This is a genomic window from Streptomyces sp. NPDC030838 (assembly GCF_055572035.1).
Genome location: NZ_JBVIED010000015.1, coordinates 49,687 through 76,540 on the forward strand (window position 1 = coordinate 49,687; position 26,854 = coordinate 76,540).

A 26,854-nucleotide genomic window follows, 5' to 3' on the forward strand; every position below is an offset into this window, starting at 1 on the left:
GTCAGTTCTGCGGCTGCGCCTTGAATCCCCACTGCCGCAGGCCGTGGTCGAGGACCTCGACGGTCTTCTGGCCGGTGAGGTAGGAGTCGGGGGTGGAACGCCCGGTGATGAACGGGTAGTCGACGATCACCGAGGTGGTCTTGCCGAAGTTGCCGTGGAAGGCGCCGCCGGGCGCGGTGGCGTCCCGCAGGATGTACTCCAGCGGGTAGGGCGGCGGGCCGATGACGAAGTCGGTGCCGACGAACCCGGTGTCCGCCAGGTAGTCGTACTCGATGCAGTGCCCGGTGACGTGCTTGCCCCGGATGATGCTCTGCCGGTCCTCCTGATCGCGGGCGAAGGCCAGGCAGGTGACGCCGTAGCACTCGGCGGCGATCGGCCGGTCCAGGCGGTAGAACGCCAGGACCAGGTCGTGCACCCGCCAGTTGTTGCCCAGGTCGACGATGGGACCGCTGCCGCCGACGATCAGCAGGGCGTCGTAGCGGTCGGCGATCTGCTCCTGGACCTTCTCCAGCCGGGTGTTGTAGGCCTCCCAGTCGCGCAGGAAGTACGGCTTGGAGCGGTACGGGCGGTCGGGCAGCCAGGAGGACAGGTCGAGCGGGTGGTCGAGGCGGTCGGAGGCCTCGACCGCCTTGACCTTGGCCGCCATCTCGGGCGTCGTGACGGAACGCCCGAGCGGCGGGTCGACGTAGTCGGGGTCCATGCTGGGCGGCAGCGCCACGGGCCGCTTGCCGGTGGGGGTGGCGAAGGTGACGTGATAGCCGGCCTTGTCGAAGATCTCGAGGGGGCCGATCAGTTCCTCGCCCCAGTAGCCGTACTCGGACAGGACGACGAGGATGCGCCTGCTCATGGGGGTTCCTCTCGGTCGGCGCCGGGCCGTTCGCGGACGGCCGCGCTCGGACGCGTGAACTACCGAACCCCTGTCTATTTTTCGCGGTCCGCGCGCCACCAGAGCGGGGGCGCGCGGAGGGCGCACATACTCAAGTGGGTGGCGGCACTACGGCAAGTCCGGCATTCCCAGGGATGTCAGGTTCGCCACGAATCGGTAGCGGACGTCGCCGGCCCGCATCCGCTTGTAGGCGTCGTTGATCTCCTCGACGGCGATCGGCTCGATCTCGGCCACGATGCCGTGCTCGGCGCAGAAGTCCAGCGTCTCCTGGGTGCGGGCGATCCCGCCGACCAGCGATCCGGCGAGCTGCCGGCCCCCGGTGATCAGGGAGAACAGGTTGAGCGTGCTCGCCTCGCGCGGGGCGCCCACGTTGACGAGGGTGCCGCCGGTGCGCAGCAGGGCGAGGTGGGCGTCGAGGTCGAGGTGGTCGACGGTGGAGAGGATCATGTCAAGGCGACCGGCGAGGGCCTCGAAGGTCGCCGGGTCGGCGGCCGTGTGGTAGTGGTCGGCGCCCAGGCGCAGGGCGTCGGCCCGCTTGTGCGGCGAGCCGCTGACCACGCTGACCTCGGCGCCGAGCGCGTGGGCGATCCGCACCCCGAGGTGGCCGAGGCCGCCCATGCCGAGGATCGCGACATGCCGGCCGGGGCCCGCCTGGTACCGCCGCAGGGGCGCGTAGGCGGTGACGCCCGCGCACAGCAGCGGGGACGCCGCGTCCAGCGGGAGGGCGTCGGGGACGCGCAGCACATACCGCTCGTCGACGACGATGCCGGCCGCGCAGCCGCCCTGGGTGGGTGTGCCGTCGCGGCCCGTGCCGCCGGCGGTGGTGACCACGCCGCGCACGCAGTACTGCTCCTCGCCGCCGCGGCAGGCGGCGCAGGCACGGCAGGAGTCGACGAAGTAGCCGACGCCGACGCGGTCCCCGGCGGCGAACCGGGTGACCTCGTCGCCCACTTCACGGACGATCCCGGTGATCTCGTGGCCGGGCACCATGGGGAAGCTCCCGCCCCAGGCGCCGGCCAACTGGTGCAGGTCGGAGTGGCACAGGCCGACATGGCGGACGTCGATCCGCACGTCGGAGGGCCCGGTGGCCCGGCGGGTGACGGTGGTGGGTTCCAGGGGTGCCGCGGGAGCGGGGGCGGCGTACGCGGCAACGGTCGCAGACATGGCTGTCCTTCTCGGGTCGGGGACCTGACGACGGGACATCAGGACTGGGGGGCGCCCGACTCAGCAGTCTCCGGAACGATCCGCTCCTGTTTCCTCGTACGGCGATCTCGGCGGCCGACTGCGCGACATGCGAGGACGCACTGCGTCAAGTACCGGCGGTGCGGTACCGGCGCAGTGCGTCCCGGGTGGTGCGTGGGGGCGAGGGGGGCGAGGGTCAGTCGTCGCCCTCCTCGCTCTCGTCGCTCTCCTCGCCGATGATCCAGTGCTCCCGCACCGCCATGCGGTGCACATAGCGCGGCTCGACCAGCTCCAGCAGGTGCTCGGTGGCCTTGGCGTACTCGGGCGAGGCCACGGCCTCCTCCAGGGCGGCGGCGCTGTCGAAGGACAGCAGGTACGCGGCGTCCAGGAGGGACTCCCCGACCGCGTAGGCGCCGTCGCGGACGAAGCACTGGAGGTAGCGGCGCAGGCCGGGCACCTGGTTCATCAGCGGGGCGTGCTCGTCGCGGCTGCGGGTGCGGAACTCCTCGACGGTCGTGCCGTTGCGGCGCTTGACCAGGACGACCAGCTTGACGCCGTCGGCCGGCATCGGGTGGTCGCCGGACCGCACCACATGGGCGTCGGTGTCCAGCACGACGGTCCGCCAGAACGCCGCCCAGCGCGGCTCGTCGAGGCGGGCGCCCTCCAGGAACTCGGGGGTCTGCAGCGAGGCGAGCTGCTCCTCCTCGTTCGCCAGCCAGATCTCGGCGATCCCGCTCCACATCGGGTCCTCCGGCTCGGGGCCGAAGGGGATGCGGGTGTCGATGAGGTACTTGCGGATCTGGGGGATCTTGCTCGCGTAGTTCACCGCGTGCACGTCCACCCAGTACTTCTGGAACTCCTCCTCGCTCATCCCCGGCTTGGGGTGGGCGAAGATCAGCTGATGGATCATGGCAGCCTCTCAGAGGTCGTCAGCGGAGATCGTCCTTGATGAACGCGGCGGCCCGTTCCCCGATCATCACCGTGGTGGTGTGGGTGTGTCCGCCGGGCACGGTCGGCATGACGGAGGCGTCCGCGACCCGCAGGCCGCTCACCCCGTGCACCTTCAGCCGGGGGTCGACCACGGCCAGGCTGTCGATGCCCATCTTGCAGGAGCCGCCGTAGTGGTGGAACGAGCCGGTGTTGCGGGAGACCCAGTGCTCCAGCTCGGCGCGGCCGGCCACGTCCGGGCCGGGCGCGACCTCCTTCATGCCCCAGGAGTCGGTGAACGCCTTGCTGCGCAGCACCTCGCGGCCGATCTCGGTGAGGTCGGCGGCCCGGGTCAGATCGGCGCGCTCGGCGTAGAAGTTGGGGTTGATACGGGGCTGGGCGGTGGGGTCGGTGCTCGCCAGCCGGACCCAGCCGCGCGAGAGCGGACGGACCACCCCGCACAGCAGGATGACCAGGTGCGGGTCGACGTCGTTCTGCTCCAGGACCGCGGAGCGCTCGCCGGTGCGCTTCCAGTGGGCGAGCTTGGCGATCAGCTTCTCGCCCCACGGGGCGCGGGGCAGCAGCCACAGCTCCAGGTCGGGCGCGGGCAGGCCGGGCTGTGAACCCCAGTAGAGGACCGGTTCGTTGACCGTGCCCTCGGTCGGTCCCGGCTTGTCCATGTAGCCGGTGGGGCCGACCACGAGGGGCTGGTTCTGGAAGTTCTCCCCGACGCCGGGCAGGTCGGCGACGACCGGGATGCCGAACTCGCCGAGCTGCGCGGGGTCTCCGAGGCCGGAGAGCAGCAGCAGCTTCGGGGACTCGATCGCCCCGCTGCTGACCACGACCTCCCGCTCGGCACGGACGGTGTGCACCCGGCCGCCGTGCAGGTACTCGACGCCGACGCAGCGGTCGCCCTCGAACAGCAGCCGGCTCGCGGTGGCCTCGGTGCGCACGGTGAGGTTGGGGCGGGCGGCGGCCGGTTCGTAGTAGCCCATGCGGACGCCGTTGCGCTTGCCGTCGCGGATGTCGAGGTGGTGCCAGGTGGCGCCGAACTGCTCGGCGTTGGTGTCCTCGACGATCGGATAGCCCAGCTCGGCGCAGGCGTCGAGGAAGCTCTGCGAGACCGGGTTGCCCTCGTGGCCGCCGTTGATGACGTTGATCGGGCCGCCCAGGCCCGCGGTCGGATTGGTGCCGTCCTCCTGGTTCTCCAGCTTCCGGAGGTACGGCAGGACGTCCCGGGCGGTCCAGCCGGCGGCGCCGCCGTAGGCCCAGAAGTCGTAGTCGGCGTCCCGGCCCCGCTGGTGGATCATGTGGTAGATGTTCGAACTCCCGCCGAGCCCGAGGCCGGCCGGGCTGTAGACGGTCTCCCCGCCCATCTCGGGCTGGGGCTCGGTGAGATAGGCCCGGTCGTACTGGCTCAGGTTGGTCGCCGACCACAGCTCGGGGTCCTCGAGCATGATGTGGTTCTCGGCCGTTCCCGCCTCCAGGACGAGGACGGTGAGGTCGGGCAGCTCGGTCAGCCGGCTCGCGACCACCAGGCCCGCGGTGCCTCCGCCGACGATGACGACGTCGTAGGATTCGGGCATTTCACTCGCATCCTTTCCTCGGCCGGCGCACCCGCGGGTGCGCCGGTCCGGCCGTGTCCGGCGCGGCCTCAGGGGCCCTCGGCGGACCGGATGATCAGGTCAGCGGCCCTCTCCGCGATCATGATCGTGGGGGCGTTGGTGTTGCCGCTGGTGATGGTGGGCATCACGGACGCGTCGGCCACCCGCAGCCCGCGGACGCCGCGCACCCGCAGCCGGGGGTCGACCACGGCCTCGGGCCCGGTGCCCATGGCGCAGGTGCCGGCCGGGTGCCAGACGGTGGTGACGTGCCGCCGGACGTACGCGGCGAGCGCGGCCCGGTCGGTGACGTCCGGTCCGGGGGCGATCTCCCGCCCGCGGTAGGCGTCGAACTCGGGGCTCGCGATGAGGTCGCGGGCGATCCGGATGCCCCGCACCAGGACGTCCACGTCCGCGCGGGCCTCCAGATAGTGCGGGTCCACCTCGGGCAGCTCCGCCGGGTCGGCCGAGCGCAGCCGTACCGTGCCCCGGCTCTCGGGGCGGATCAGCACGGGTACGGCGGTGAAGACCGGCTCGTCGGTGGCATACTCCTCGGGCACGAAGGGGATCGGTCCGAAGAAGAACTGGAGGTCCGGTCCGCCTCCGGTGCCCCCGGGGCGGGTGCGCAGGAACAGTCCCGCCTCCGCGAGCAGTCCGGCCGGCGGCAGCGGCTCCGGGCTGGTGTAGCCGACGCCGAGCAGCAGGTGGTCCTGGAGGTTGGCGCCGACTCCGGGCAGGTCCACCAAGGGTGTGATGCCGTGCGGTACCAGGTGCCGGGCCGGTCCGATGCCGGAGAGCATCAGCAGCTGCGGGGTGGCCAGCGCTCCGGCCGTGACGACGATCTCGGCGCGGGCCGCGGCGGTGTGCTCCCGCCCGTCACGCCGGTAGACGACGGCCGCCGCGCGGGTCCCGTCGAACAGGACCCGGGTGGCGTGCGCGCCGGTCTCCACGGTGAGGCGGGGGTGGTCGAGCACCGGGGCCAGGAAGGCCCGGGCGGTGCTCGCCCGCCGGTCGTCGGGGGTGCGCGTGGACTGGTAGTAGAAGCCGCCGGGCTCCTGTTCGGCGCCGTTGTAGTCCCGGTGCTCGTCGGCGGTGCCGGCGCTGCGGACGAAGGCTCGCGAGACCGGGGCGGGGTCGGTGTGGTCGACGACCGACAGGGGGCCGCCGGCGCACCGGTACTTCGAGGGGCCCCGTTGGTAGTCCTCGGAGCGCCTGAAGTACGGCAGGACCTCGTCGTAGCTCCAGCCGTCGTTGCCGAGCGCGCTCCAGCCGTCGTAGTCGCGGCGGTTGCCGCGCACGTACATCAGGGCGTTGACCGAGCTGCCGCCGCCGAGCACCCTGCCCTGTGCCAGCGGGATCCGGCGTCCGCCGAGGCCGGGCTGCGGGGTGGTCAGATGCGGCCAGACCAGTGCCTCGTCGCCCCACAGCGAGAACAGCGAGGGCAGGTCGGTGCGGTGGATCCGCTCCTGGTCGTCGGGGCCGCCGGCCTCCAGGAGCAGCACGGAGCAGTCCAGGGCGTCGACGAGCCGGCGGGCCAGGACGCAGCCGGCGGAGCCGGCGCCGACGACGATGTAGTCGTAGGCGCGGTCCTCGGTCATGTCGGCTGCCGGTCGGGCAGGAGACCGGTCTCCTGGAGCGCCGGGACCAGGTCGAGCACCAGGTACTCCAGGTAGTACTGGCCCCACATGGTCTGCCAGAGCGGGAAGGTGCCGTCGAAGGGCTCCTCGCGGCGCTCGGCGAGCCTGATCTCCAGGTCCCAGACCAGGGTGTCGAACTCCTCGGTGGTGAACGGCAGTCCGAAGGCCTCGGCGGCCTCCAGTACGGCCTCCTTGCTCTGCACCTTCAGGCTGTCCAGCACGTCGGGCCGGACGGCGACGGTGCGCAGGAACGCGATGACGTTGCTCTCGCTCATGCCGCCACCCCGCCGTCCTCGACGAGCGCCCACAGTTCGGCGTCGGTGTAGCGGGGCAGCACGGAGACGATCAGGTACTCCAGGTGGAAGCGGCCCCACATCTCGCGCCACAGGCTGCTGTTGCCGTCGACCTCCTCCTTGTCGCGCTCGACGATGACGCCCATCTCCAGCTTGAAGATCACGGCGGACATGTCGTCGGAGGTGAAGTCGAAGCCCTCGTTCTTGGCGTGGAAGAGCAGCTGAGCGAGGTTGCGGCCGTTGTACCGGGACAGCTTCGCGGGGTCGTCGCGGATCGCTGTCAGGAACTCCATGAAGCTCTTCTGGGACATCGGGTGTCCTCTCCTTCGGTGCGGCTGCCGTGCCGGGAGGGGTGCCCGTGCGGCGGTGAGCGGCGTGGGCACCCCTCCCGGGCGGGTCAGCCGGGGATGCGGGCCGAGTCGGGGGCGGCCTCGTGCTGCTCGGCCTCCGCCGCGGCCGGGCCCGCCGTGGCGTTCCGGCCGGGCAGCAGGAACAGCACGACCAGCGTGGCGAGGAGCGCGAAGCAGGCGGAGCCGAGCAGGGCGACGTTGTATCCGTCGGTCAGCGCGGCGGCCGGGCTCGCGCCCGAGGCGGTGGCGTCCGTCGTCTGCTGGGCGGCGATGGACACCAGGATGGCGAGGCCGAGCGCCGCGCCGATCTGGTTGGCGGTGTTGAACAGGCCGGAGGCGAGGCCGGCCTCGTCCTCGGCGGCGCCCGCGGTCGCGGACACGGTGGCCGTGACCCACACGGTGCCGCCGCCGAGACCGATCAGGATCTCGGGGCCGAACTGCTCGGCGAAGAACGAGCCGCCGTCGATCCGGCTGATCCACAGCATGCCCACGACGACCAGCAGGGTGCCGAGGGCCATGGTGGCCTTCAGCCCGATCCTCGGGATCACCCGGCCCACGTTCGTGGCGGCGATGACCACCGCCGTGGCCAGCGGGAGCAGGGCGAAGCCGGAGCGCAGCGGCGAGTAGCCCTGAACCAGCTGGGTGTAGAGGGTGAGGAAGAAGATCGCCGGGACGATGGCCATCGGGGTCAGCGCGCCGACCAGGTTCGCGGCCCGCAGGGTGCGGCGCCGGAAGATGCGCAGCGGCACCAGCGGCTGGGCGGAGCGGGCCTCGATGACCAGGAAGAGCGCCAGGATGACCAGGGCGACGGCGCCGAGGCCCAGGGTGTGCAGCGAGGCCCAGCCCTGCCGTTCGGCCTCCACCAGTACGTAGACGAGCAGGCCGAGGCCGCCGGTCACGGTGATGGCGCCGAGCAGGTCGAAGCCGCCGCGCGGGCCGCCGACCTCGCCGGCCGGCAGCAGCCGGGGGGCGAGCAGGGCGCCGATCAGGGCGAGGGGGACGTTGACGTAGAAGACGGCTTCCCAGCCGAACCAGTCGGTGAGCAGACCGCCGAGGATCATGCCGGCGGCGCCGCCGGCGCCGGACACCGCGCCGTAGACCGCGAGCGCCTTGCCGCGGGCCTTCTGCTCCTCAGGGGTGCCGTCCGGGAAGACGGTCATCAGCAGGGCGAGCGCGGCCGGGGCGGCGAAGGCGGAGGCCAGGCCCTGGAGGGCACGGGCCACGATCATGGTGACCGAGTCCGTCGCCAGTCCGCCCAGCGCGGACGCGGCCGCGAAGACGACGAGGCTGGCGATGAACAGGCGCCGCCTGCCGACGAGGTCGGCGAGCCGTCCGCCGAGCATCAGGAAGCCGCCGAACAGCAGCAGATAGGCGTTGGTGACCCAGGACAGGTCCTCCTGCCCGAAGCCGAGTTCCGAGCCCAGCTCGGGCAGGGCGACACCCACGATGGTGGAGTCCAGGATCAGCATGAACTGAACGGTGACGAGCAGCCAGAGGGCGGCCGCCGGGTTCCGCACAGGAGTCGGCTGTGCGGTGAGGGGAGGTGCAGCCATGGGTGATAGCTCCCAACGAGTGAAGGGAAGGAACGCCCCCTGGCTTGGCGGTGGGACGTTCCTTCAGCGCCCTACGACGCTAGCGGCGGCTCGACTGAGCCTGTCAAACCGTGTCATGACACAAAGTCAAGTCAATGCCGGGACAATCGGATTCCGCGCGTGGCTCGATCGGGTTTTCCGATGGGTTGGCGCTGGACACAGGGCATGCGGGGGAACTTGACGCTGTGTCGTCCGTGAGATGACTGAGTGGTTGACCCGGGTGCTCCGGCCGGAGCACGCGCCCCCGCGCGCGCCTAGCGTGCGCGGACATGCGACTCGCCTCCCTGGCCGCGGTGCTGCCCGGCCCTCCGGCCCGCCGGCCGATCCTGCTGCTCGCCCTCGGCACCTTCGCCCTGGGCACCGACTCGTTCGTGGTGAGCGGGGTGCTGCCCGAGGTGGGGCGGGACCTGGACACCTCGCTGGGCTCCGCGGGCCTGCTGGTCACGGCCTTCGCCGCGGTGTACGCCCTGGCCGCGCCGGTGCTCGCGGTGGCCACCGGCACGGTGTGCCGCCGCAGGCTGCTGCTGATCGCGCTCGCCGCGTTCGCCGTGGCCAACGTGCTGACGGCCCTGGCGCCGACGTACGGCACCATGCTCGCCGCCCGGGTGCTCACCGCGCTCGCCGCCGCCCTGTACACCCCCGCCGCCGCGGCCGCGGCCGCCGCGCTCGCCCCGCCGGAGGAACGCGGGCGGGCGCTGGCGACGGTGCTGGGCGGGCTGACGGTGGCCAACGCGCTGGGCGTGCCGCTCGGCACGGTGATCGCGCACGCGGCGCACTGGCGGGCGACGTTCCTGTTCGTGGCGGTGCTGGGCGCGGTCGCCTGCGCCGGGCTGGCCCGCGCCCTGGACACGATCCCGGCCGGCGGCACGGCCTCGCTGCGCGAGCGGATCGCCACCGCGCGGATCCCGACGGTGCCGACGACACTGCTGTCCACGGCGGCGGCGATCTGCGGGATCTTCGCGATCTACACCTACCTCGCCTGGTACGCGGACCGCACGGCGGGGCTGAGCGGCGGCCTGGTCACCACTGTCTACCTGGTGTTCGGGGTGGGCGCGGTGGTCTCCGGGCTGGTGGGCGGCTGGCTGATCGACCGGCTGCCGCCGGTGCGGGTGGCCGCGGTGTCGATGGCCGGGCTGGTCGTCAGCTGGTCGCTGCTGGCGCTGCTCGGCGCGCTCGCCGGGCCGTCCACGGGAACCGCGGTGGCGCTGTGTCTCGTCGTCGGCGGCTGGTCGCTGATCGGCTGGTGGTTCAACCCGGCCAACCAGCGCCGGCTGCTCACCGCGGCCGGGCCGAGCGGGACCACCGCGCTCTCCCTCAACGCCTCGGCGATCTATGCCGGTCAGGCGGCCGGCGGCGCGCTGGGCGGCCTGCTGCTGGCGGGCGGGCCCGCGGCGTTGGCGGCGGGATCGGTGGGGTGCGCGCTGGTCGCACTGGCGCTGCTACGACTCTCGACGCGCAGGAACCGCCCTGCGTCGAAGCCACTTGACGCAGTGTCACCGGTCGGATGACTGAGTGAGGTCCGCCGTGCCGGGCGGGGCACCGCGAGATGGGGCGCCTGAGGACGGTGGAGACGCGAGAGAGCGCGCGCCCCGGCGGGTGCGCGCCGCGGCTTTCGACCGAGGAGGTCCTACGTGATCACGACACACCGCAGGCCCGCGGCGGACGAGGACGACGGCTGGGGCCTGGTCGGGCGCGGATAGTGGGGCCTGGGCGCAGGGGCGGAGGAGCCGGGCCGCGGCATGAGGTCGCCTTCGACCGTGTGCTCGGCGCCGGCACCGCCGCCCGGCCCGGGGCCGGACACGGGCCGGCGCCGCCGCCCCGCACAGGCCCTCTCCGGGAAGGGGAGGGCCTTCGTGCTAGGTCGTGTCCGCAAAGTCCCGTCGTCCGCCCGGAGGGCGGGCCCCGCGGCGTCTGGTACGTGCTCTCGGCGTGCCGGGCGGAAGCCCTCGTACTGGACGTACTCGGGCTTTCGCTCGGTGCGGCGAGTGGGGGTCCCCCCTGCTCGAAGAGCTCGGGGGAGCGTGCCAGGCGTCGCGGGGCTGGGGGTCCCCCCTCTGGGGGAGGGACTTTGCGGACACGGCCTAGCGCGCGTACTCCTCCGCCAGGAAGCGGATCGTCTGGTCGACGAAGACGCGCATCTCGCGGGTGAGGTTCTTGCCGCGGCGCCAGGCGAGCTGGGTGAAGACCTCGAAGGGGATGTCCCAGTCGAGCCGGACGAGGACGCCGGCGTCGAGGGCGTCCTGGACGCAGGCGGTGGGCAGGAGGGAGATGCCGAGGCCTGCCGCCACGCCGCGCTTGATGGACTCGATCGTGCCGAACTCCAGGAACGGCAGCGCCTCTCCGGTGCCGTCGTTCAGCTCGGCCTCGAACAGCTCCCGGTAGGCGCAGCCCGCCTCCGCGGAGATGACCTGGGTGCGGCGCAGTTCGTCGGTGGTCACCTTCGGCGCCCGGGTGAGCGGGTGGTCCGGTGCGGCGACCACGGTCAGCGGCTCGGAGCCGAGCACCTCGGTCTGCACGCCCGGGTGCCGGGTCTCCGCCTCCATCAGGAAGCCCATGTCGAACATCCCCTGCCGCAGCGCGTGGCAGGTCTCGGCGCACAGGCTGGGCCGCAGCACGATGTGCAGGGCCGGATGGCGGTGGTGGAAGAACTCCAGCAGGGGCGGCATCCGGTAGGAGGTGATGGACTCCATCGAGCCGATCGTGAGGACGCCGGCGGGGTCCCCCGAGCCGACCGTGGCGCCTCGGGCCTCGCCCGCCAGGGCCAGCATCTGCTCGGCGTAGGGCAGCAGCCGCTGGCCCGCCTCGGTGAGCTGGATGCGGCCGCCGAGGCGGTCGAAGAGGTCCACGCCGAGCGACATCTCCAGGCCCTTGATCTGGCTGGTGACGCTGGACTGCGCGTACTTCAGCTCCGTGGCCGCCTTCGAGAAGCTGAGCAGCGTGGCCACCTTGTGGAACGCCGCCAGCTGCCTGATGTCCATGGTTCTCTCCCTGCGTGGGCCGACACCGAATGGATTGAGGGATTTCCTGCCTTGAGCACATCACCGGCCGGAGGGCGACTCCACGGCTCCGCGGTGTCCCCTTGCGGACACGCGGCGTCCGTTAGCGGTCAGCCGCCGGGTCGCTCTCCGCCCGCGCCATTCCCTGACGGCCGATCATCAGGCCCGCCTGGAAACGGCTGACCGCCCCCATGTCCTCCATGAGCGCGGAGATGTGGCGGCGGCAGGTCCGGGTGGCCATGCCCAGTCGGCGGGCGATGACCTCGTCCTTCAGGCCGAGGGACATGAGGCGGATGACGGACAGGCGGACTTCCTCCGCGAGGTGCCGGTACTCCGCCGGATGCCCGTCCACCTCGAACGGGCGGCCGATCTGCCAGATGGACTCGAAGGACCGGCAGAGGTAGCCGACGACGGTCGGCTCGGTGATGACGGCCGCGCCGGGCGGCCGGTCGCCGGTGGGTTCCTTCGGGATGAAGGCGACTTCCCGGTCGTAGACGATGAGCCGTTCGGTCAGCTCCTCCACGGTGCGCACCTCGGCGCCCTGGCGGGTGATCTCCTGGACGTAGGTGCGGGTGGCGAGGCTGGCGCGGGCGGTGTGCTGGTAGAGGGTGCGGACGCGGACGCCGCGGCGCAGGAGTTCCAGGGTGTGCTCCCGGTCGGCCTCCAGGAGCTCGGGCGGCCGTCCGCCGCCCGACTGAAGGCTCATCCGCTCCCGTACGCAGCCGTACCGGGCGCGGTCGATCTCCCGGCGTACGTCCTCCACGTCGTCGAGGACGGTGACCGTGACGTCGGCGGCGGGCCCGCGGTGCCGGGACCGCCAGGCGGCGGCGAGGGAGCCCAGTTCCTGGTGGATGCGGGCGGCCTCGCGGCGCCGCCGGGCGATGGCCATCTCCAGCGGGGTGACCAGTTCGGCCTCGGCGGCCTCCGGGTCGAGCGGGACGACGGGCCGGCCGGGCGCTTCGGCGCTGAGCAGCCTGAGGTCCTGGAGCGTCTTGCGGGTCTGCTCGGCGCGGGTCACGTCCACGCCCAGGCCCGTGGCCATCTCCTCGTCGTCGAAGTGGCCGAGGCGCAGGGCCCGTTCGTAGGCCGCGACCGCCAGCTCGTCCAGAAGAGGAATCTCGTCCGTCCTCAATTCCTCACCTCCTGAACGGCGTTGCGGTGCCTCTGTGCGTGGCCTTCGTCGGTCATCTGTTCCAGGCTAGGGCGGTCGCCCCGCCGCGGACCGGGTCCGGCCCCACGCCGTCTTGACAGCGTTAGGTAAGGCGCGTCATCGGCTCAGTAATGGACCCTGCGGTCCTCGGGCGTGGCCCGGTAGCGCACGCTCCACAGGCTGCGCCTGATGTAGGTGCGCTGGAGCCAGCGGTCCCGGCCGTCGTAGTACGCCCGGAAGGTGGAGCGGGCGTGCACGCCCTTGCGGTTGTTGATGAGGAGGGCGTGGCCCGGCTGGAGGCGGACCGCGTCGGCGGTCTCCCGGCAGGCCTCCTTCAGGGCCTCGAAGGCGGCCTGGGCGCCGCGGGTGAGAGGCCGGACGCCGTTGGCCGAGACGGCGATCTCGGGGAAGCGGGCCGCGCCGCTGAGGATCGGCACCGGGTCGGACAGCACCTCGGTGTCCCCGGCGACGCCCCGGGTGTAGCTGCCGGGCGCGTTGAGCCGGAACAGCGGGCTGCGCAGGGTGTCGACGACCGGGCCGGGCAGCCGGCGGCACAGGTCGCGGGCGTCGGCGTAGTAGGTGACGGCGTCGTCGTCGGGGGCGCCGCGCAGGCAGTTGAGGACCAGGAAGTCGGGGTTGGCGAGGTCGTAGCGGCCGATGGTGTCGTAGGTGATGTCGCTGTGGAAGTTGAGGAAGACGGCGGAGCCCTGGTTGGTCTGGGCCCGCTCCCCCTCCCGCACCGGCACCACGTCGTGCACGAGCCGGCCGTCCTTCTCGGTGAGCACGCCGATCGGCTCGCCGAGCAGTCCGGTCAGGCCCAGCAGGACGCCCTCGGCGACGAAGCCGCGTTTGGCGGTGCTGGGGCCGCCGTCGGCCGGAGTGGGCGGCAGGTCGGTGTCCTGGGGCAGGTTGCGCACCCGCATCAGGCCGGGGGTGTCGTTGTGCCGGCCGAAGTCCAGCAGCCGCTGGAGGACGTCGGCGGGCAGGGCGGCGGCGAAGGCCTGGTGGTAGCGGGTGAGCGCGGCGTCGACGTCGGGGGCCGGGTCGGGCAGCGGGGCGAGCCGGGCGGCGAGGTCGTCGCGGACCCGGTCCGGAAGGGCGAGGTCGGCAAAGGTCACGGCGGTCACACTCCGGCGAGGTAGGGGCGCGGCGCCTCGGCGGCCGGCATGTCGAGCGCGTCGTGCAGACGCTGGGCGAGGTGCAGGGCGTCCTCCCCGCTCTCGGCGATGTGGGTGGTGACCTTGGAGCCGCGGATCTCGGCGACGGGGACGCCGACGTAGGCGCCCGGAGCGAGGTTCTGCCGGCGCTGGACGGCGTCCAGGTCGACATAGCCGCCGACGACCGCGACCCAGGGCTTCTCGGTGAGCCGTACGGTGTCGATGCCGGCCGCGTGGAAGACGCCGTGCGCGCAGTCGGCGGTGTCGTCGGAGCCGTAACCGAGCACCACGGAGCGCTGGTTGAAGACGATCGCGGCCATCTGGTCACCCTCGCGGCTGATGGTGGTGCCCGGCGAGAACGGCGCCCGGTTGTAGCGGCAGACGATCTCGATGCCGTGCCGCAGGGCGAGCTGGACGGCCCTGCGGTGCAGCACCTTCGCGCCGTACAGGGACATCAGGGCGGCCATGTTGTAGGAGACCCTCGGCAGCAGGTGGGCGCCGCGGACCAGGTGCGGGTCGGAGGTGTAGATGCCGTCGACGTCGGAGTGGATCTCGCAGGCGGTGCCGCCGACCGCGCGGGCGACGGCGATGGCGGACAGGTCGGAGCTGTTCTTTCCCAGCCAGGTGGGCCGCCCCTGGGCGTCCACGGCCTGGCCGCCGGGCACCACCACGACCTCGTACTCGGAGAGCGTGCGGCTGAGCGGGCCGGGGTCGGTCTCGATGACCCGTGCCCACAGGAACGACGAGTTGGTGATGAGGCCGACCTGGTGGCCGGCGAGGACGGTGGCAGTGCGGCCCCTGCGGTGCAGGGCGGTGGCGAGGAGGTGGGCGCTGACCAGGTCGGCGGTGGCGAGCATGCCCGCCGAGGTGGCGTCCTCGGGGTGCTCGTTGACCTCGTGCAGCCGGCCGCGCAGCTGCTCGGTCTCCCCCTGCATGGCGCTGACCACCACGGCCAGCCGGCGGCCCTCGCGGTCCAGCCGTTCCTCCAGGCCGGCCGCGAGCACGTCGTAGGCGGCGTGGGTACGGAAGGTGGAACCGCCGAACTTCAGGATGGCGACGTCGCTCACAGCAACCCCCGTTCGAGGACGTTCTCGGCGATCTGTACGGCGTTGAGGGCGGCCCCGATCCGCAGGTTGTCGGCGACCAGCCAGAGCCAGAAGCCGCGCGGATTGTGCGGCGCCACCCGGACCCGGCCGACGTGCACGTGGTCGGGGTTCCCCGCGGTGCGCGGGGTCGGGAAGCCGCCCGGGGTGTCCTGGTCGTGGACGGTGACCTCGGGCAGCGCGGCGAGCCGGGCGACCAGCTCGGCGCGGTCCACGGGCGCCGCGGCCTCCACCCAGACCGCCTCGGAGTGGCCGTTGACGACCGGCACGCGCACACAGGTGGTGGTGACGTCGAGGTGCGGCAGGCCGAGGATCTTGCGGGATTCCTGGAGCATCTTCTGCTCCTCCAGGGTGAACCCGGTGTCCAGCAGCCGGTCGATGAACGGCACGACGTCGAAGGCGAGGGCGGGGGTGAAGCGTTCGGCGGGCAGGTCGGCGTCCGGGTCGCGCAGTGCCAGCTCGGTGCCCTGCCGCAACTCCGCGATGCCGTGCTCGCCCTGTCCGGAGGCGGCCTGGTAGGTGCTGACGACGACCTGCCGGATGCCCCAGCGTTCCTGCACGGTGGTGAGCAGCCGGACCAGCGGGATGGTGGAGCAGTTGGGGTTGGCGATGATGCCGCTCGCCGGGCGTCCGGTGAGCACGTCGGCGTTGACCTGCGGGACCACCAGCGGGGTGTCGGGGTCCATGCGGAAGGCGTTGGTGTTGTCGATGACCAGGGCGCCCTGCGCGGCCGCCTTGCGGGCCCACTGGAGGCTGACGGACGTACCGGCGGAGAAGAACGCGATGTCGACGTCGGAGAAGTCGGTCCGCTCCAGGTCCTGGACCACCGTGGCGCGGCCGTCGACGTCGACGGTGCGGCCCGCCGAGCGCGCGGACGCGGCGAGTGTGACGCCGCGGTGGCGCAGCCCGCGTGCGGTGATCAGTTCGATCAGGGTCTGGCCGACGGCTCCGGTCGCTCCGGCGATCGCGAGCCGCGGCGCGGTGGGGTCGCTGACGAGTGTCATCGGGTTTCCTTAAGGGTGGTCGCGGTCCGGGTGAGCGCGGCCGGCGGCACGTCGTCCCGTGACGTGCGGCGCCGGGTGGCGGGCAGCAGGGGCCAGCCGAGGTTCACGCCGAGGCCGGCCGCCGCGATCAGCGGGACGCCCAGGGCCTGGAGCAGCGTGATGCGGTGGCCGTAGACCGTGAGGTCGACGAGGATCGCCACCGCCGGGTAGACGAAGGAGAGCACCGCGATCCTCGCGGTGGGCAGTTTCTGGTACGAGGCGTACAGCAGGATGTAGAGCAGGCAGGTGTGGATCACGCCGAGGCCCGCGAGCCAGCCCCAGTCGGCGCCGAGTCCGGCGGTCTCGCCGAGCGCGGCGAACGGCAGCAGCAGCGGGATGCCGACGGACGCCTGGATGAGGGCGGTGAGTTCGGGGCGTACGCCGGTCAGGTGCTTGGCGATGACGGTGGCGAAGGCGTACAGCAGCGCGGCGAGCAGCGCCTGGCCGACGCCGAGCAGATAGGCGCCGCCGCCCGCGCCGCCTCCGGCGGTGAGGTCGGCGACCAGCAGCACTCCGGCGAAGGCGAGCAGGATCCAGCCGGCCTGGTGGCGGTTCAGGCGCTCCTTGAACAGCAGCAGGCCGAGCAGCACCACGTAGAACGGCTGGGTGTGGTAGACGACGGTCGCCACCGAGATCGAGGTGGTGGTGTACGCGCTGAACAGCAGCACCCAGTTGAAGACGATGCACACCCCGCCGAGCACGGCGAGCGCGAAGGTGCGGCGGGTGTAGCCGGGGTTCCGGAAGAAACCGCGGAGCAGGCAGTAGGCGGCGAGGGCGAGGGCGCCGAACAGGCAGCGGAAGAACACCACGTTGAAGCTGGACTGGCCGGACTCGACGACGAAGACGCCCAGGGTGCCCGACAGGACCATCGCGGCGGTGAGTTCGACGGCTCCTCTTGTCTGCTGCCGGGAGGTGGGGGTGGTCACGGGTCGTACCTCGCCTTCGCGTTCGGTGGGGGTGTCAGTGCAGGGGTACGGCGTAGTGCAGTCCCCCTCTGGTCCACAGCTCGTTGGGGCCGCGGGGTACGTCGAGGCCCGAGGCGCGGCCCAGGTTGCGGTCGTACAGCTCGGCGTAGCCGCCGACGGCGTCCAGCACCCGGGCGGCCCAGCGGGCGTCGAGTCCGGCGGCGGGGCCGTGCCGGCCGGCCTGGCGGGCGGCGGCGGCGCGGCCCGCGTCCCCGGCGCGGTGGGTCTCGTACTCGGCGGCGAACAGCAGCTGGAGCACCCAGCGGCAGATCCGGAACCAGCGCGGGTCGTCGTCGCGGACCACGGCGGCCATCGGCTCGCGGGAGATCTCGGCGGGCAGGATGCGGTGCGCGGCCGGGTCGGGCAGGGTGCGGCGGGCGCCGGCGAGGGCCACCTTGTCGAGGACGTAGGCGGCGCACTCCCCCGAGGCGTACGCCCGCAGTGCCTGTCCCGGGTGGTCGAAGGCGACCGGATGGACGGCGAGGCCGCGCGGCCCGTACCAGGCGGCCAGGTTGGCCGGGGTGGTGCAGCCGGCGTGCACGGCGACCCGGTGTCCGGCGAGCGCGGCGGGTTCGGTGACGCCGGAGGCGGCGCGGACGAGGAAGCCCTCGCCGTCGTAGCAGGTGACCCCGGCGAACAGCAGCCCGTGCGCGGCCTCGCGGCCCATGGTCCAGCTGACGTTGCACACCGTCAGGTCGGCCTGCCCCGCGGCCAGTCGGGTCAGCCGGGTGGCGGGGCTCGCGGGCCGCCAGTCGACGGCCTCCGGGTCACCGACGACGGCGGCGGCGACGGCGCGCGCCACATCGGCGTCCAGGCCGGTCCAGCGGCCGTCCGGGGTGCGCAGGGAGAGGCCGGGCTGCCCCTGGGAGACGAGGGCGCGCACGGCGCCGCGCGCGCGGACGGCCCGCAGGGTGTCGGCGAGCGCGGTGCGGGCGGTCATGCCGGGCTCCGCAGCAGCGCGCCGACGGTGTGCTCGCGGTCGTAGCGGCGTTCGTTGTGGGCCAGCATCGTGGTGAGCCGGCGGGCGGTGAGGGGGGCGGTGCACAGCCGGTCGCCCGCGCGGACCGTCACCGGCATGCCGCCGGCCCGGGACCAGGCGAGCATGCCGTGCTCGTCGATGACGGCGCGGGCGGCGCCCGCGTTGTCGCGGTGCAGGCAGTACGGCACGTCGAGGACGCCGCGGGCGAACGCGGCGACCAGGGCGGCGCCCACCGTGGGGGCGAGGTCCAGGGTGGCGTCGACCAGGGTGCGGGCCTCGTCGAGGAGGCCGGTGCCGGCGGGCTCGGGGCACCGGGTGACCGCGCAGTCGGCGGCGGCCTGCCGGGCGACGGCGTCGGCGAACTCCAGGGCCTCGACGTTCTCCTCGATCGCGGGGATGCGGCGGGCCTCGGCGGGCGTCTTCACGATGAGGCGTTCGGCGCCGCTGTGCACGGCGAGCCGGACGCTGTCCTCCAGCAGCCGGAAGGAGCCGACGGGGGTGCGTGGGAAGACGCCCATGTAGGTGTAGAGGGTGAGGTGCCAGTCGACGTCGGGCAGATGCTCGGCGGCGAGGGTGCGCAGTGCCGCCAGCGCTTCCAGGTCCTGGCCCACGTGGACCTGCTGGGCGTAGCTGAGCGAGATCGACCGCAGTCCGTGCTCGCGGAAGAACCTCGCCTCCAGCACGCTGAGCGCGACCAGCAGCGAGGGCGGGCAGAGCTGGCCCAGCATGCAGCCGCCGAAGGTCTCCAGATGCATCGGCCGGTCTGCCTCGGCGGCGAGTTCGCAGCAGCGGGCCCAGTTGTCGGCGGCCTCGGGCAGCGGAACGCGGCCGTAGGGCAGGCAGTACGAGACGGGGCCGCCCTCGGTGGCGTCGACGCCCGCCGCGACCATGATCCGGAACAGCTCCAGGGGCAGCGGCGAGCCGTGCCGCACCTGGACCGGGAAGCCGTCCCCGGCGACGCCGGCGAGCAGGTCCCGGACGGCCGGCGCGCCGTACGCCGCGAGCGGGAAGCCGTTGAGGTCGGCGCCGCCGGTCTCGGCGAGGGCGCGGCGGGCGGAGGCGTGGTCGCCGACGCGGGTGTAGCTGTCGAGGGTGACCGTGCCGACGGTGGTGGCCCGGCAGTCGCGTACGGCGACCAGGCCGGCCCGCATCTTCGCCAGTGCCCCGAAGCCCATCCGGGGCTGTACCACGAGCCGCCGGTCCGCCCGCGCGGCGCGCACGAAGTCGGCGAACCGGCCCATCAGCGCGCTCCGGCGGGCACCGTCGGAGCGGTCGCGGCCAGCGTGTCGAGGAAGCCCAGGAAGTCGGCGAGCAGGCGGCCCGCCGGTTCCTCGGACTCGTTGAACACCGCCGTGAACCCGGCGTCCCGCAGCCGCCGTCCGAGCCGGTCGTCGGCCACGCCGTGCGGGGGGCCGTGCACCCCGAGCTTGCCGCCGATCACCACGGGCAGGTCCGCGAGTTCGGGGTCGCGGCGCAGGGCGCGTACGAGCCGCAGTCCGTCGAGATGGCCGTGGCCGTTGACGGTGCTCAGCACCAGCAGATCGGGCCGGTCGGCGCCGCGGCAGGCATCCAGCACGGTGGCGTCCGGCGGGCACACCCCGAGGTTGGTGACCTCGTGTCCGGCTTCCTCCAGCAGCAGCTGGAGATAGACCAGGTTCCACATGTGGGCGTCGGAGGAGACGCTGGACACCGTGATGCGCAGCGGGCGGATCCGTGTCGGGTGAAGGGACATGACTCTCACTCTTGGATTTGTCCGGCGATAAGTACAGCCTTCGCCGAACGAATATCCGAAAGTGGGCGATCAGGAATTTCCATACACCGGAGGGGAGTTGTCCCCGTCCCCGGTGAAAACGCTCGGAGTGAAAGCGCTCAGAGTGAAAAGTGACGGGCGAGGAAATCCGTGGACACACCGCCGCGACGGAATTCGGGATGCCGGAGAATTTCCTGGTGCAGCGGAATGGTGGTGCGCACTCCGGGGCCCGACACCTGGAACTCGTCCAGGGCGCGCAGGGTGCGGTCCAGGGCGGTGGCGCGGTCGGGGCCCCAGACGATCAGCTTGCCGATCATCGAGTCGTAGTAGGGGCTGACCCGGGAGCCGGGGACGTAGTCGGTGTCGACGCGGACCCAGGGGCCGCCGGGGGCGCGGTAGTTCTCGAGGAGGCCCGGCGTGGGGGCGAAGCCGCGGTCGGGGTCTTCGGCGTTGATCCGGCACTCCAGGGCGTGCCCGCGGACCTCGATGTCCTCCTGCCGCACGGTGAGCGGGCGGCCGGCGGCGACCCGCAGCTGTTCGGCGATCAGGTCGACCCCGGTGACGAGTTCGGTGACGGGGTGCTCGACCTGGATCCGGGCGTTCATCTCCATGAACCAGAAGGCGTGGTCGGCGGCCGGGTCGGTCTCCAGCAGGAACTCCACGGTGCCGGCGCCCCGGTAGCCGACCGCGCGGGCCCCGGCGACGGCCGCCGCGCCGAGCTGCTCGCGCACCTTCGGCGGCAGGCCGGGGGCGGGTGACTCCTCGACGAGTTTCTGGTGCCTGCGCTGTACCGAGCAGTCGCGTTCGCCGAGGTGGACGGCGCCGCCGAAGTCGTCGCAGAGCACCTGGATCTCGATGTGCCGGGTGACGGGGAGATAGCGCTCCAGGTAGACGGCGCTGTTCTTGAACACCGCCTGGGCGCCGGCCCGGGTGGTGACGTAGGCCTCTTTCAGGTCCTCCGGGCGATGCACGACGGTGATGCCGCGTCCGCCGCCGCCCGCGGCGGCCTTGATGATGACCGGGTAGCCGATCTCCCGGGCGATCTCCTCGGCGGCCTCCGCCGAGTCGACGGGTTCGGTGGTGCCCGGCAGCAGCGGGAGCCCGGCGTCGGTCATCAGCCGGCGGGCGGTGGCCTTGTCGCCGACGTTCTCCATCACGTCGGGCGGCGGCCCGATGAAGGTGATCCCGGCGTCCGCGCAGATCTCCGCGAAGTACGGGTCCTCGGAGAGGAATCCGTAGCCGGGGTGGATCGCCTGGGCGCCGGTCTTCAGCGCGGCGCCGATGATGTTGGGGATGTTGAGGTAGCTGCGGGTGGGCGCGCCCGGCCCGATGTGCACGGCCTCGTCGGCGGCGTGGACGAAGCGGGCGTCGGCGTCCGGGGTGGAGTGCACGGCGACCGTGCGGACGCCGAGGTCCCGGCAGGTCCGGATGATCCGCAGCGCTATCTCGCCGCGGTTGGCGATGAGCACCTTGTCGAACATCTCCGCCTCCGCGTCAGCCGGCCGGACGGATGTCGATGAGCGGCTGGGCGTACTCGACGACCTCGCCGTCGGCGACATGGATGGCCTGCACGGTGCCCTGGACCTCGGCGGTGATGGCGTTGAGCAGCTTCATCGCCTCGATGACGGCCAGTTGCTGCCCGGCCTCCACGGTGTCGCCGACCCGGACGAAGGGTTCGGCGCCGGGGGCGGGGGCCTGGTAGTAGGTGCCGACCAGGGGGGCGGTGACGCGGACGAGGTCGGCGGGGGTGTCCTCGGTGGCCTGCGTGGTGCTCGTGGACGGCTGCGCGGCGGAGGCGGGGGCCGGGGAGGCCACCGGGGCGAGGGCCGGGGAGGCCGCCGGGGCGGGTGCCGGCGTGGTCTCCCACTCGACGTCCACGCTGATCGCCCCGGCCCGCAGGGTGATCCGCCGCAGGGTGCCGGGGAGTTCGCCGGCCAGCAGGCGGGTCTGAGTGCGCAGCTCCTCGACCGTGAGGTCCGCCGCCGTGCTCTGTGGGGCCGGTGTCTCCGTGTCAGTGCTCATCGTGCTTCTCCCAGTCCACTACGGGCTGCTGTCGGGGGTCCCCGAAGCGGTCGAACCGCTTCCGCCGGGCGTCGACGAGCTGCTCACCGGAGCGGTCGAGCAGCGGGGCGAGGGTGCGCACCAGGGCGCTCTTCACGGTCAGCGCGGTGGTGTGCGGCGCGGTGTGCGCCCCGTCCGGCGGCTCGGGCACGATGCCGTCCACGACGCCGAGGCGGAGCAGGTCGGAGGGGGTCAGCCGGAGCGCGTCGGCGGCCCGGCCGGCGTGTTCGGCGGTGCCGAAGAGGATGGTGGAGCAGCCTTCGGGGCTGATCACCGAGTAGTAGGCGTTCTGCAGGATCAGCACCGTGTCGGCCACGCCGAGGGCGAGCGCCCCGCCGCTGCCGCCCTCGCCGGTGACGATCGAGACGACCGGGACGCGCAGCCGGGACAGCTCGAGGACGCAGTCGGCGATCGCGCCGCTCTGGCCGCGCTCCTCGGCCTCGATGCCGGGAAAGGCGCCCGGGGTGTCGACGAACGCGACGACCGGCAGCCCGAACCGGTCGGCGAACCGCATCAGCCGCAGCGCCTTGCGGTAGCCCTCGGGGCCCGGCATGCCGAAGTTGCTCCGCACCAGTTCGGCGGTGTCGTGGCCCTTCTGGTGCCCGAGGACGACCACGCTCTGCCCGCCGAGCCGGGCGAGTCCGCCGACCAGCGCCCGGTCGTCGCCGTACGCCCGGTCACCGCGCAGCTCGACGAAGTCGTCGAAGACGTAGCCGATGTAGTCCAGGGTGGTGGGCCGCTGGACGTTGCGGGCGAGCGCGACGAGGTCGCGGGCGGTGCGGGCGACGGCCGGCGGGCGGGTGAGGACGACGGCCGGGTCGGGGGCGTCGGGGAGTTCGGGCACCGAGGGGCCGAGCAGGTGCAGCAGCCGGGCCAGGTGCTCGCGCTGGGTCTCGCGCGGCACGACGGCGTCGATCATGCCGTGCTCCAGCAGGAACTCGGCGCTCTGGAAGCCGGGCGGCAGCTCCTGGCGGATGGTGGTGCGGATGACCTGGGGCCCGGCGAAGCCGATGAGCGCGCCCGGTTCGGCGAGGATGACGTCGCCGAGCATGGCGAAGGAGGCGCTGACGCCGCCGAAGGTGGGATCGGTGTTGAGGTTGATCACCGGGAGCCGTGCCTCGCGGAGCCGGGCGATCCACTGGGCGGTCTTCGCCATCTGCATCAGCGACAGCGCGCCCTCCTGCATCCGGGCCCCGCCGGACGCGGCGACCAGCAGCAAGGGCAGCCGCTCGGCGAGCGCGTACCGGGCGGTGGCGGCGATCTGCTCGCCGACGGCCGTGCCCATGCTGCCGCCCATGAAGGTGAAGTCGAGGACGGCCACCGCCACGGGCCGGCCGCGGACGGTCATCCGCCCGGCCAGCACGGCGTCCGGCCGTCCGGTGCGCGCCTGGGCGTCGCGCAGCCGCTCCGGGTAGGGCTTGCTGTCGGTGAAGCGGAGCGGGTCCCCGGGGGCGGGCGGGTCCGGGAGGGGCCGGAAGCCGCCGGGGTCGGCGAGCTGGGCGATGCGGACGTCGGGCGGGATACGGAAGTGGAACCGGCACTCGGGGCAGACCTTGCGGTTGCGGTCCAGGCGCTTGCCGTAGACGAAGGCTCCGCAGGCCGCGCAGCGGCGCCACTGGACGTCCTGGTCGGCGCGGATCCGCCGGGGTGTGGTCATGCGGCGTTCCTCCTGCGTTCGCCGCCGGGGACCGGCGGGGCCGCCTTCTGCGGTACGGACTCGGTGGCGGCGGCCATGCCGAAGCGGGGCATGTTCCGGTAGACGGTGTGCATCCGGTCCGGGGAGACGATGTACGCCTCGTGGAAGATGCCGACGGCGCCGTCATTGCGCACGGCCCGGTTGAACCAGGCCCACATGGAGCGGTGCCGGCCGTCGGAGCGGTGCGAGTAGCGCATCAGGTCGTCCATGCTGCGCCAGTACTGCACCATGATCACGGTGCGGTTGAACCAGGCCCGGGAGTACAGGAATCCGTGCTCCTTGTTCTTCCGCAGCTCGATCAGCATGGGGATCATCGAGCCGATCACCGGCAGCCAGCGGTGCACCAGCCGGAACTTGTTGATGCGCAGGCCGATCAGCAGCACCACCGTGCCCTCGGGCGGCGCCGCGATCCGCGGCTCGGTGATGACCTTGAGGTCCATGGGGGTTCCCTCCGGGGTCGGCGGGGCGAGCTGGTGGTCGGTGCTGGTGGTCGGTCAGAACGGATAGGCGCGCGGCGGGTTGCTGGTCGTGAGGGTGCGCCAGCGGGTGAACGCCTCCAGGGCGGCCTGGCCGCCGAAGCCGTGGCCGTTGCCGGAGGCACCGATGCCGCCGAAGGGCAGGGCGGCGTCCTGGACGACGGTCTGGTCGCCGATGTGGGTGACACCGCAGCGCAGCCGCCGGCCGAGGGCCGTGCCGCGGGCGGGGTCGCCGGTGTAGACGGCGGAGGTGAGGCCGTGGTCGGAGGTGTTGGCGAGGCGTACGGCGTCGGCGTCGTCGGCGAAGGCGGTGACCGTGGCGACCGGTCCGAAGACCTCGGTGTGGAAGATGTCCATCCGCTCGGTGACGCCGTCGAGGACGGTCGGCGGATAGTACGGGCCGTCCGGGCGGCCGCCGGTGAGGAGGCGGGCGCCCTGGGCGACGGCCTGCTCGACGGCGTTCGCGATACCGCGGAGCTGGCGGCGGTCGATGACCGGGCCGATCTGGGCGTCGCTGCGGTACGGGTCGCCGACCCGCAGGGCGGCGGCGTGCCGGGCCAGGGCCGCGGCGTACTCCTCGGCGACCGACCGGTGCACCAGGTGGCGGCGGGCGGACATGCAGATCTGGCCCTGGTGCAGGAAGGACCCCCACGCCCCGGCGCCGGCGGCCTGCTCGACGTCGACGTCGTCGAGGACGACGAAGGCGTTCTGGCCGCCGAGTTCGAGGACCACGCGCTTGAGCAGCCGGCCGCACGCGGCACCGACCTCCCGCCCAGCCTCCGTGGAGCCGGTGAAGGAGATCATGGCCACGTCGGGGGCCCGTACGACCGCGGCGCCCGTCTCGGCGTCGCCGTGCACCACCTCCAGCACCCCGGGCTCCAGTCCGGCCTCGGCGAACACCTCGGCGAAGAGGCTGCCGCCGCTGAGCGGGGTGTGCGGGTCGGGTTTGAGCAGCACGGCGTTGCCGAGGGCCAGCGCCGGTCCGAGCGAGCGGGCGCCGAGCAGCAGCGGGAAGTTCCACGGCACGATCACCCCGACGACGCCGAGCGGGACGCGGGTCACCTCGGCGGCGCGGGACGGGTCGTCGGAACCCGGGTGCGGCGGGCCGGGGTCGCGGGCGAGGCGAGCCCCGTGCCGCAACTCCTGGGCGGCGAGCAGCACCTCGTAGTAGGCCTTGCCGGGGATCGCGCCGCCCTCCCGCACGAGCAGGTCCTGAGCCCGCCGGACACGGCGCTCCAGCAGCTCGGCGGCCCGCTCGACGATCGCGGCCCGCCGCTCGGCCGGGGTGTCCGCCCAGCCGGGCGCCGCGGCGGCGGCCCGCCGCGCGGCGGACGCCACCCGCTCGGGCCCGGCCAGCTCGACGCTGCCCAGCTCCTCGCCGGTGGTGATCTCCCGGCTGGTCAGCCGGGTCGGGGTGTCGGTGAGGGTGGTCACGGGCGTACCTCGCTTCCGTGGGAGTGGGCCGCCGCGGGGCAGTCGGCGCAGCCCGTGGGAGGCGTGGGGCCCTGGGCCGGGCGGTCCAGGGCGCGGCGCAGGCGGCGGAGGCAGCGGGTGCGGAGGGGGCCGATGGAGCCGACCGGGAGGGCGAGGGCCGTGGCGAGGTCCTGGTAGGTGGGCGGGGGGTCCTGAAGGGCGCGGAGAAGGACGTCCCGGCACTGGGGGGACAACGTGTCGATGGCGCGCAGCAGTTCGCGGGCGCGGTCGGCGCGCAGGGCGATCTGTTCCGGGCTCTCGTGGTGGTCGGCCAGGTGCTCCAGGGTCTCGGTGTCGCCGATCATCACCAGCCGCCGGGCGCGTCCCGCCGCCTTGATGGCCTCGCGCCGGGCGACAGTGGCGAGCCAGTCGCCGAGCCGGTCGGGGTCGCGGATGCGGTGCACGTTCTGCATCAGCCGGAACCAGGTGAGCTGCCGGACGTCCTCGGCCTCGGCCCGGCTGACCCGGTGGCTGCGGGCCACCGTCCAGACCAGTCCGCCGAACCGGTCCAGGGTCTCGTCCCACGCTTCCGGCTCGCCGCGGGCGCAGCCGGCCAGCAGCTCCGCGTTGCCCTTCGGCTTCGACCGCATGGCTCGTCCTCCGTATGCCAACTCCCGCGCCCTGGGGCGCACTCCGGCGGATTCCGCCTTCCATGCAACACACCGGGCGCGGCGGCCGGGGCCGCGCGCCGCTGTCAGGTTGCGGTCAGTCCAGGAGTGGACAGCGGGACTCGTCATCGCCGGCCGTCCGAGCCCGCCCCCGGCAGCAGTTCCGCCATGGCCGAGCGCAGCCGCACGGGGATCGGTCCGGTGTCGTCCTCGCTGGCCCGGATGGCGATGCCGAGGGCGAAGCGGTCCCACACCTGGAGGACCTGGATCTGCCAGAGGGGACGTTCCGGCTCGGGGATCTCGTCGTCGACCACGGCCAGTCCCCCGCCCCGCAGCCGGTGCACGGAGAACGCGTCGAAGCCGCGCGCCATGCCCATGCCGGTGGCCTTGGTGTAGGCCTCCTTGGCCACCCAGGAGTCCGCGAAGGCGTGCCCCTGCTGGTCCTCCCGGTCGCGCCGCAGCACCTCCTGCTCCAGCGGGGTGAACACCTTGGGCGCGAAGCGGAGGGCCTCCGGGCGGGCGGGCGTCGTCTCCGCGTCGACGCCCGCCGTACGGCCGCGGACGACGATCGCGGCGATCAGGCCGTTGGTGTGGGTGAGGTTGAAGTCCAGGCCCCAGTCGGCGCCCCGGACGGTGGGCCGGCCGAACTTTCCCTTCTCGAAGCGCCATTCCGCCGGGGCGACGTCGGCGTACTGGGACAGCACCTGCCGGGACAGCAGCCGGGCGCCGAGGAAGCGGGCGCGGGCGGCGGGGAAGAGCAGCCGGTCGTGCCGGGCCCGCTCCTCCTCGGTGAGCAGGCCGAGTCCGCCGGTCGCCGCGGCGAACCGGGGCACGTCCTCCTCGGCGAGCAGCCACACGTCGGCGGCCTCGGCCAGCGGGTCCCGGCCGGTGGCGGCCGGCGGCGACGGCGTCGCGGTCACGGACATCGG

The 26,854-nt window shown here is 73.1% G+C and carries 25 protein-coding genes; 1 reads left to right on the top strand and 24 read right to left on the bottom strand.

Annotated elements, in window-relative coordinates; all coding sequences use genetic code 11:
* Position 1: 1 nt before the first annotated feature.
* From ACZ42A_RS31220 to ACZ42A_RS31255, 8 genes are all read right to left on the bottom strand, one after another.
* On the bottom strand, positions 2–847 hold the full coding sequence (locus ACZ42A_RS31220) for a type 1 glutamine amidotransferase domain-containing protein (RefSeq protein ID WP_468530645.1): 846 nt from the start codon (positions 845–847) through the stop codon (positions 2–4).
* Positions 848–994: 147 nt separating this feature from the next.
* Positions 995–2,050, bottom strand: a complete 1,056-nt coding sequence (locus tag ACZ42A_RS31225) for an NAD(P)-dependent alcohol dehydrogenase (RefSeq protein ID WP_468530646.1) — start codon at positions 2,048–2,050, stop codon at positions 995–997.
* Positions 2,051–2,264: 214 nt separating this feature from the next.
* Positions 2,265–2,978 carry an EthD domain-containing protein gene (locus ACZ42A_RS31230; protein WP_468530647.1) on the bottom strand — a complete coding sequence of 238 codons (714 nt, stop codon included), beginning with the start codon at positions 2,976–2,978 and terminating at the stop codon, positions 2,265–2,267.
* 19 nt (positions 2,979–2,997) lie between these two features.
* The gene (locus tag ACZ42A_RS31235; RefSeq protein ID WP_468530648.1) at positions 2,998–4,581 is read right to left on the bottom strand and encodes a GMC family oxidoreductase; all 1,584 of its coding nucleotides are present in this window, start codon (positions 4,579–4,581) and stop codon (positions 2,998–3,000) included.
* Between the two features lie 68 nt (positions 4,582–4,649).
* Positions 4,650–6,194, bottom strand: a complete 1,545-nt coding sequence (locus ACZ42A_RS31240; RefSeq protein ID WP_468530649.1) for a GMC family oxidoreductase — start codon at positions 6,192–6,194, stop codon at positions 4,650–4,652.
* The gene (locus ACZ42A_RS31245) at positions 6,191–6,508 is read right to left on the bottom strand and encodes a Nif11-like leader peptide family natural product precursor (RefSeq protein WP_468530650.1); all 318 of its coding nucleotides are present in this window, start codon (positions 6,506–6,508) and stop codon (positions 6,191–6,193) included. Before ACZ42A_RS31245 ends, ACZ42A_RS31240 begins: the two co-directional genes overlap by 4 nt.
* Complete coding sequence (locus ACZ42A_RS31250; protein ID WP_468530651.1) at positions 6,505–6,837, bottom strand: Nif11-like leader peptide family natural product precursor; 333 nt, start codon at positions 6,835–6,837, stop codon at positions 6,505–6,507. Before ACZ42A_RS31250 ends, ACZ42A_RS31245 begins: the two co-directional genes overlap by 4 nt.
* Positions 6,838–6,923: 86 nt before the next feature.
* Positions 6,924–8,429, bottom strand: coding sequence for an MFS transporter (locus ACZ42A_RS31255; RefSeq protein WP_468530652.1), 1,506 nt, complete (start codon positions 8,427–8,429; stop codon positions 6,924–6,926).
* A 308-nt stretch (positions 8,430–8,737) separates the two neighbouring features.
* Here ACZ42A_RS31255 and ACZ42A_RS31260 point away from each other — a divergent pair, with 308 nt between their 5' ends.
* On the top strand, positions 8,738–9,976 hold the full coding sequence (locus ACZ42A_RS31260; RefSeq protein ID WP_468530653.1) for an MFS transporter: 1,239 nt from the start codon (positions 8,738–8,740) through the stop codon (positions 9,974–9,976).
* Positions 9,977–10,549: 573 nt separating this feature from the next.
* Here ACZ42A_RS31260 and ACZ42A_RS31265 read toward each other — a convergent pair.
* The 16 genes from ACZ42A_RS31265 to ACZ42A_RS31340 form a co-directional block, all read right to left on the bottom strand.
* Positions 10,550–11,446, bottom strand: a complete 897-nt coding sequence (locus tag ACZ42A_RS31265; RefSeq protein WP_468530654.1) for a LysR family transcriptional regulator — start codon at positions 11,444–11,446, stop codon at positions 10,550–10,552.
* Positions 11,447–11,567: 121 nt separating this feature from the next.
* Positions 11,568–12,596, bottom strand: a complete 1,029-nt coding sequence (locus ACZ42A_RS31270) for a hypothetical protein (RefSeq protein ID WP_468530655.1) — start codon at positions 12,594–12,596, stop codon at positions 11,568–11,570.
* A gap of 143 nt (positions 12,597–12,739) precedes the next feature.
* Complete coding sequence (locus tag ACZ42A_RS31275; protein ID WP_468530656.1) at positions 12,740–13,732, bottom strand: TauD/TfdA family dioxygenase; 993 nt, start codon at positions 13,730–13,732, stop codon at positions 12,740–12,742.
* Between the two features lie 5 nt (positions 13,733–13,737).
* A complete protein-coding gene (locus ACZ42A_RS31280) occupies positions 13,738–14,838 on the bottom strand; it encodes an amino acid kinase family protein (protein WP_468530657.1) in 1,101 nt (366 codons plus the stop codon).
* Positions 14,835–15,878 (bottom strand): aspartate-semialdehyde dehydrogenase, encoded by a 1,044-nt coding sequence (locus ACZ42A_RS31285; protein ID WP_468530658.1) that lies wholly within the window; start codon positions 15,876–15,878, stop codon positions 14,835–14,837. The genes ACZ42A_RS31280 and ACZ42A_RS31285 overlap by 4 nt, the downstream gene beginning before the upstream one ends.
* Positions 15,875–16,843, bottom strand: coding sequence for a DMT family transporter (locus ACZ42A_RS31290; RefSeq protein ID WP_468530659.1), 969 nt, complete (start codon positions 16,841–16,843; stop codon positions 15,875–15,877). The genes ACZ42A_RS31285 and ACZ42A_RS31290 overlap by 4 nt, the downstream gene beginning before the upstream one ends.
* Before the next feature lie 34 nt (positions 16,844–16,877).
* Positions 16,878–17,822 carry a transporter substrate-binding domain-containing protein gene (locus tag ACZ42A_RS31295; protein WP_468530660.1) on the bottom strand — a complete coding sequence of 315 codons (945 nt, stop codon included), beginning with the start codon at positions 17,820–17,822 and terminating at the stop codon, positions 16,878–16,880.
* The gene (locus ACZ42A_RS31300; RefSeq protein ID WP_468530661.1) at positions 17,819–19,102 is read right to left on the bottom strand and encodes a methylaspartate mutase; all 1,284 of its coding nucleotides are present in this window, start codon (positions 19,100–19,102) and stop codon (positions 17,819–17,821) included. Before ACZ42A_RS31300 ends, ACZ42A_RS31295 begins: the two co-directional genes overlap by 4 nt.
* Positions 19,102–19,593, bottom strand: coding sequence for a cobalamin B12-binding domain-containing protein (locus ACZ42A_RS31305; RefSeq protein WP_468530662.1), 492 nt, complete (start codon positions 19,591–19,593; stop codon positions 19,102–19,104). The genes ACZ42A_RS31300 and ACZ42A_RS31305 overlap by 1 nt, the downstream gene beginning before the upstream one ends.
* Positions 19,594–19,730: 137 nt before the next feature.
* On the bottom strand, positions 19,731–21,092 hold the full coding sequence (gene accC, locus ACZ42A_RS31310; protein ID WP_468530663.1) for an acetyl-CoA carboxylase biotin carboxylase subunit: 1,362 nt from the start codon (positions 21,090–21,092) through the stop codon (positions 19,731–19,733).
* A gap of 13 nt (positions 21,093–21,105) precedes the next feature.
* Positions 21,106–21,633 (bottom strand): acetyl-CoA carboxylase biotin carboxyl carrier protein, encoded by a 528-nt coding sequence (accB, locus tag ACZ42A_RS31315; RefSeq protein WP_468530664.1) that lies wholly within the window; start codon positions 21,631–21,633, stop codon positions 21,106–21,108.
* Positions 21,623–23,329, bottom strand: coding sequence for an acetyl-CoA carboxylase carboxyltransferase subunit alpha (locus ACZ42A_RS31320; protein WP_468530665.1), 1,707 nt, complete (start codon positions 23,327–23,329; stop codon positions 21,623–21,625). Before ACZ42A_RS31320 ends, accB begins: the two co-directional genes overlap by 11 nt.
* A complete protein-coding gene (locus ACZ42A_RS31325; protein ID WP_468530666.1) occupies positions 23,326–23,808 on the bottom strand; it encodes a DUF4188 domain-containing protein in 483 nt (160 codons plus the stop codon). Before ACZ42A_RS31325 ends, ACZ42A_RS31320 begins: the two co-directional genes overlap by 4 nt.
* Before the next feature lie 54 nt (positions 23,809–23,862).
* Positions 23,863–25,278: an aldehyde dehydrogenase family protein gene (locus ACZ42A_RS31330; protein ID WP_468530667.1), complete on the bottom strand. Its 1,416-nt coding sequence runs from the start codon at positions 25,276–25,278 to the stop codon at positions 23,863–23,865.
* Positions 25,275–25,907, bottom strand: coding sequence for an RNA polymerase sigma factor (locus tag ACZ42A_RS31335; protein ID WP_468530668.1), 633 nt, complete (start codon positions 25,905–25,907; stop codon positions 25,275–25,277). Before ACZ42A_RS31335 ends, ACZ42A_RS31330 begins: the two co-directional genes overlap by 4 nt.
* Positions 25,908–26,050: 143 nt before the next feature.
* Complete coding sequence (locus tag ACZ42A_RS31340; protein WP_468530669.1) at positions 26,051–26,851, bottom strand: 4'-phosphopantetheinyl transferase family protein; 801 nt, start codon at positions 26,849–26,851, stop codon at positions 26,051–26,053.
* Positions 26,852–26,854: the final 3 nt, after the last annotated feature.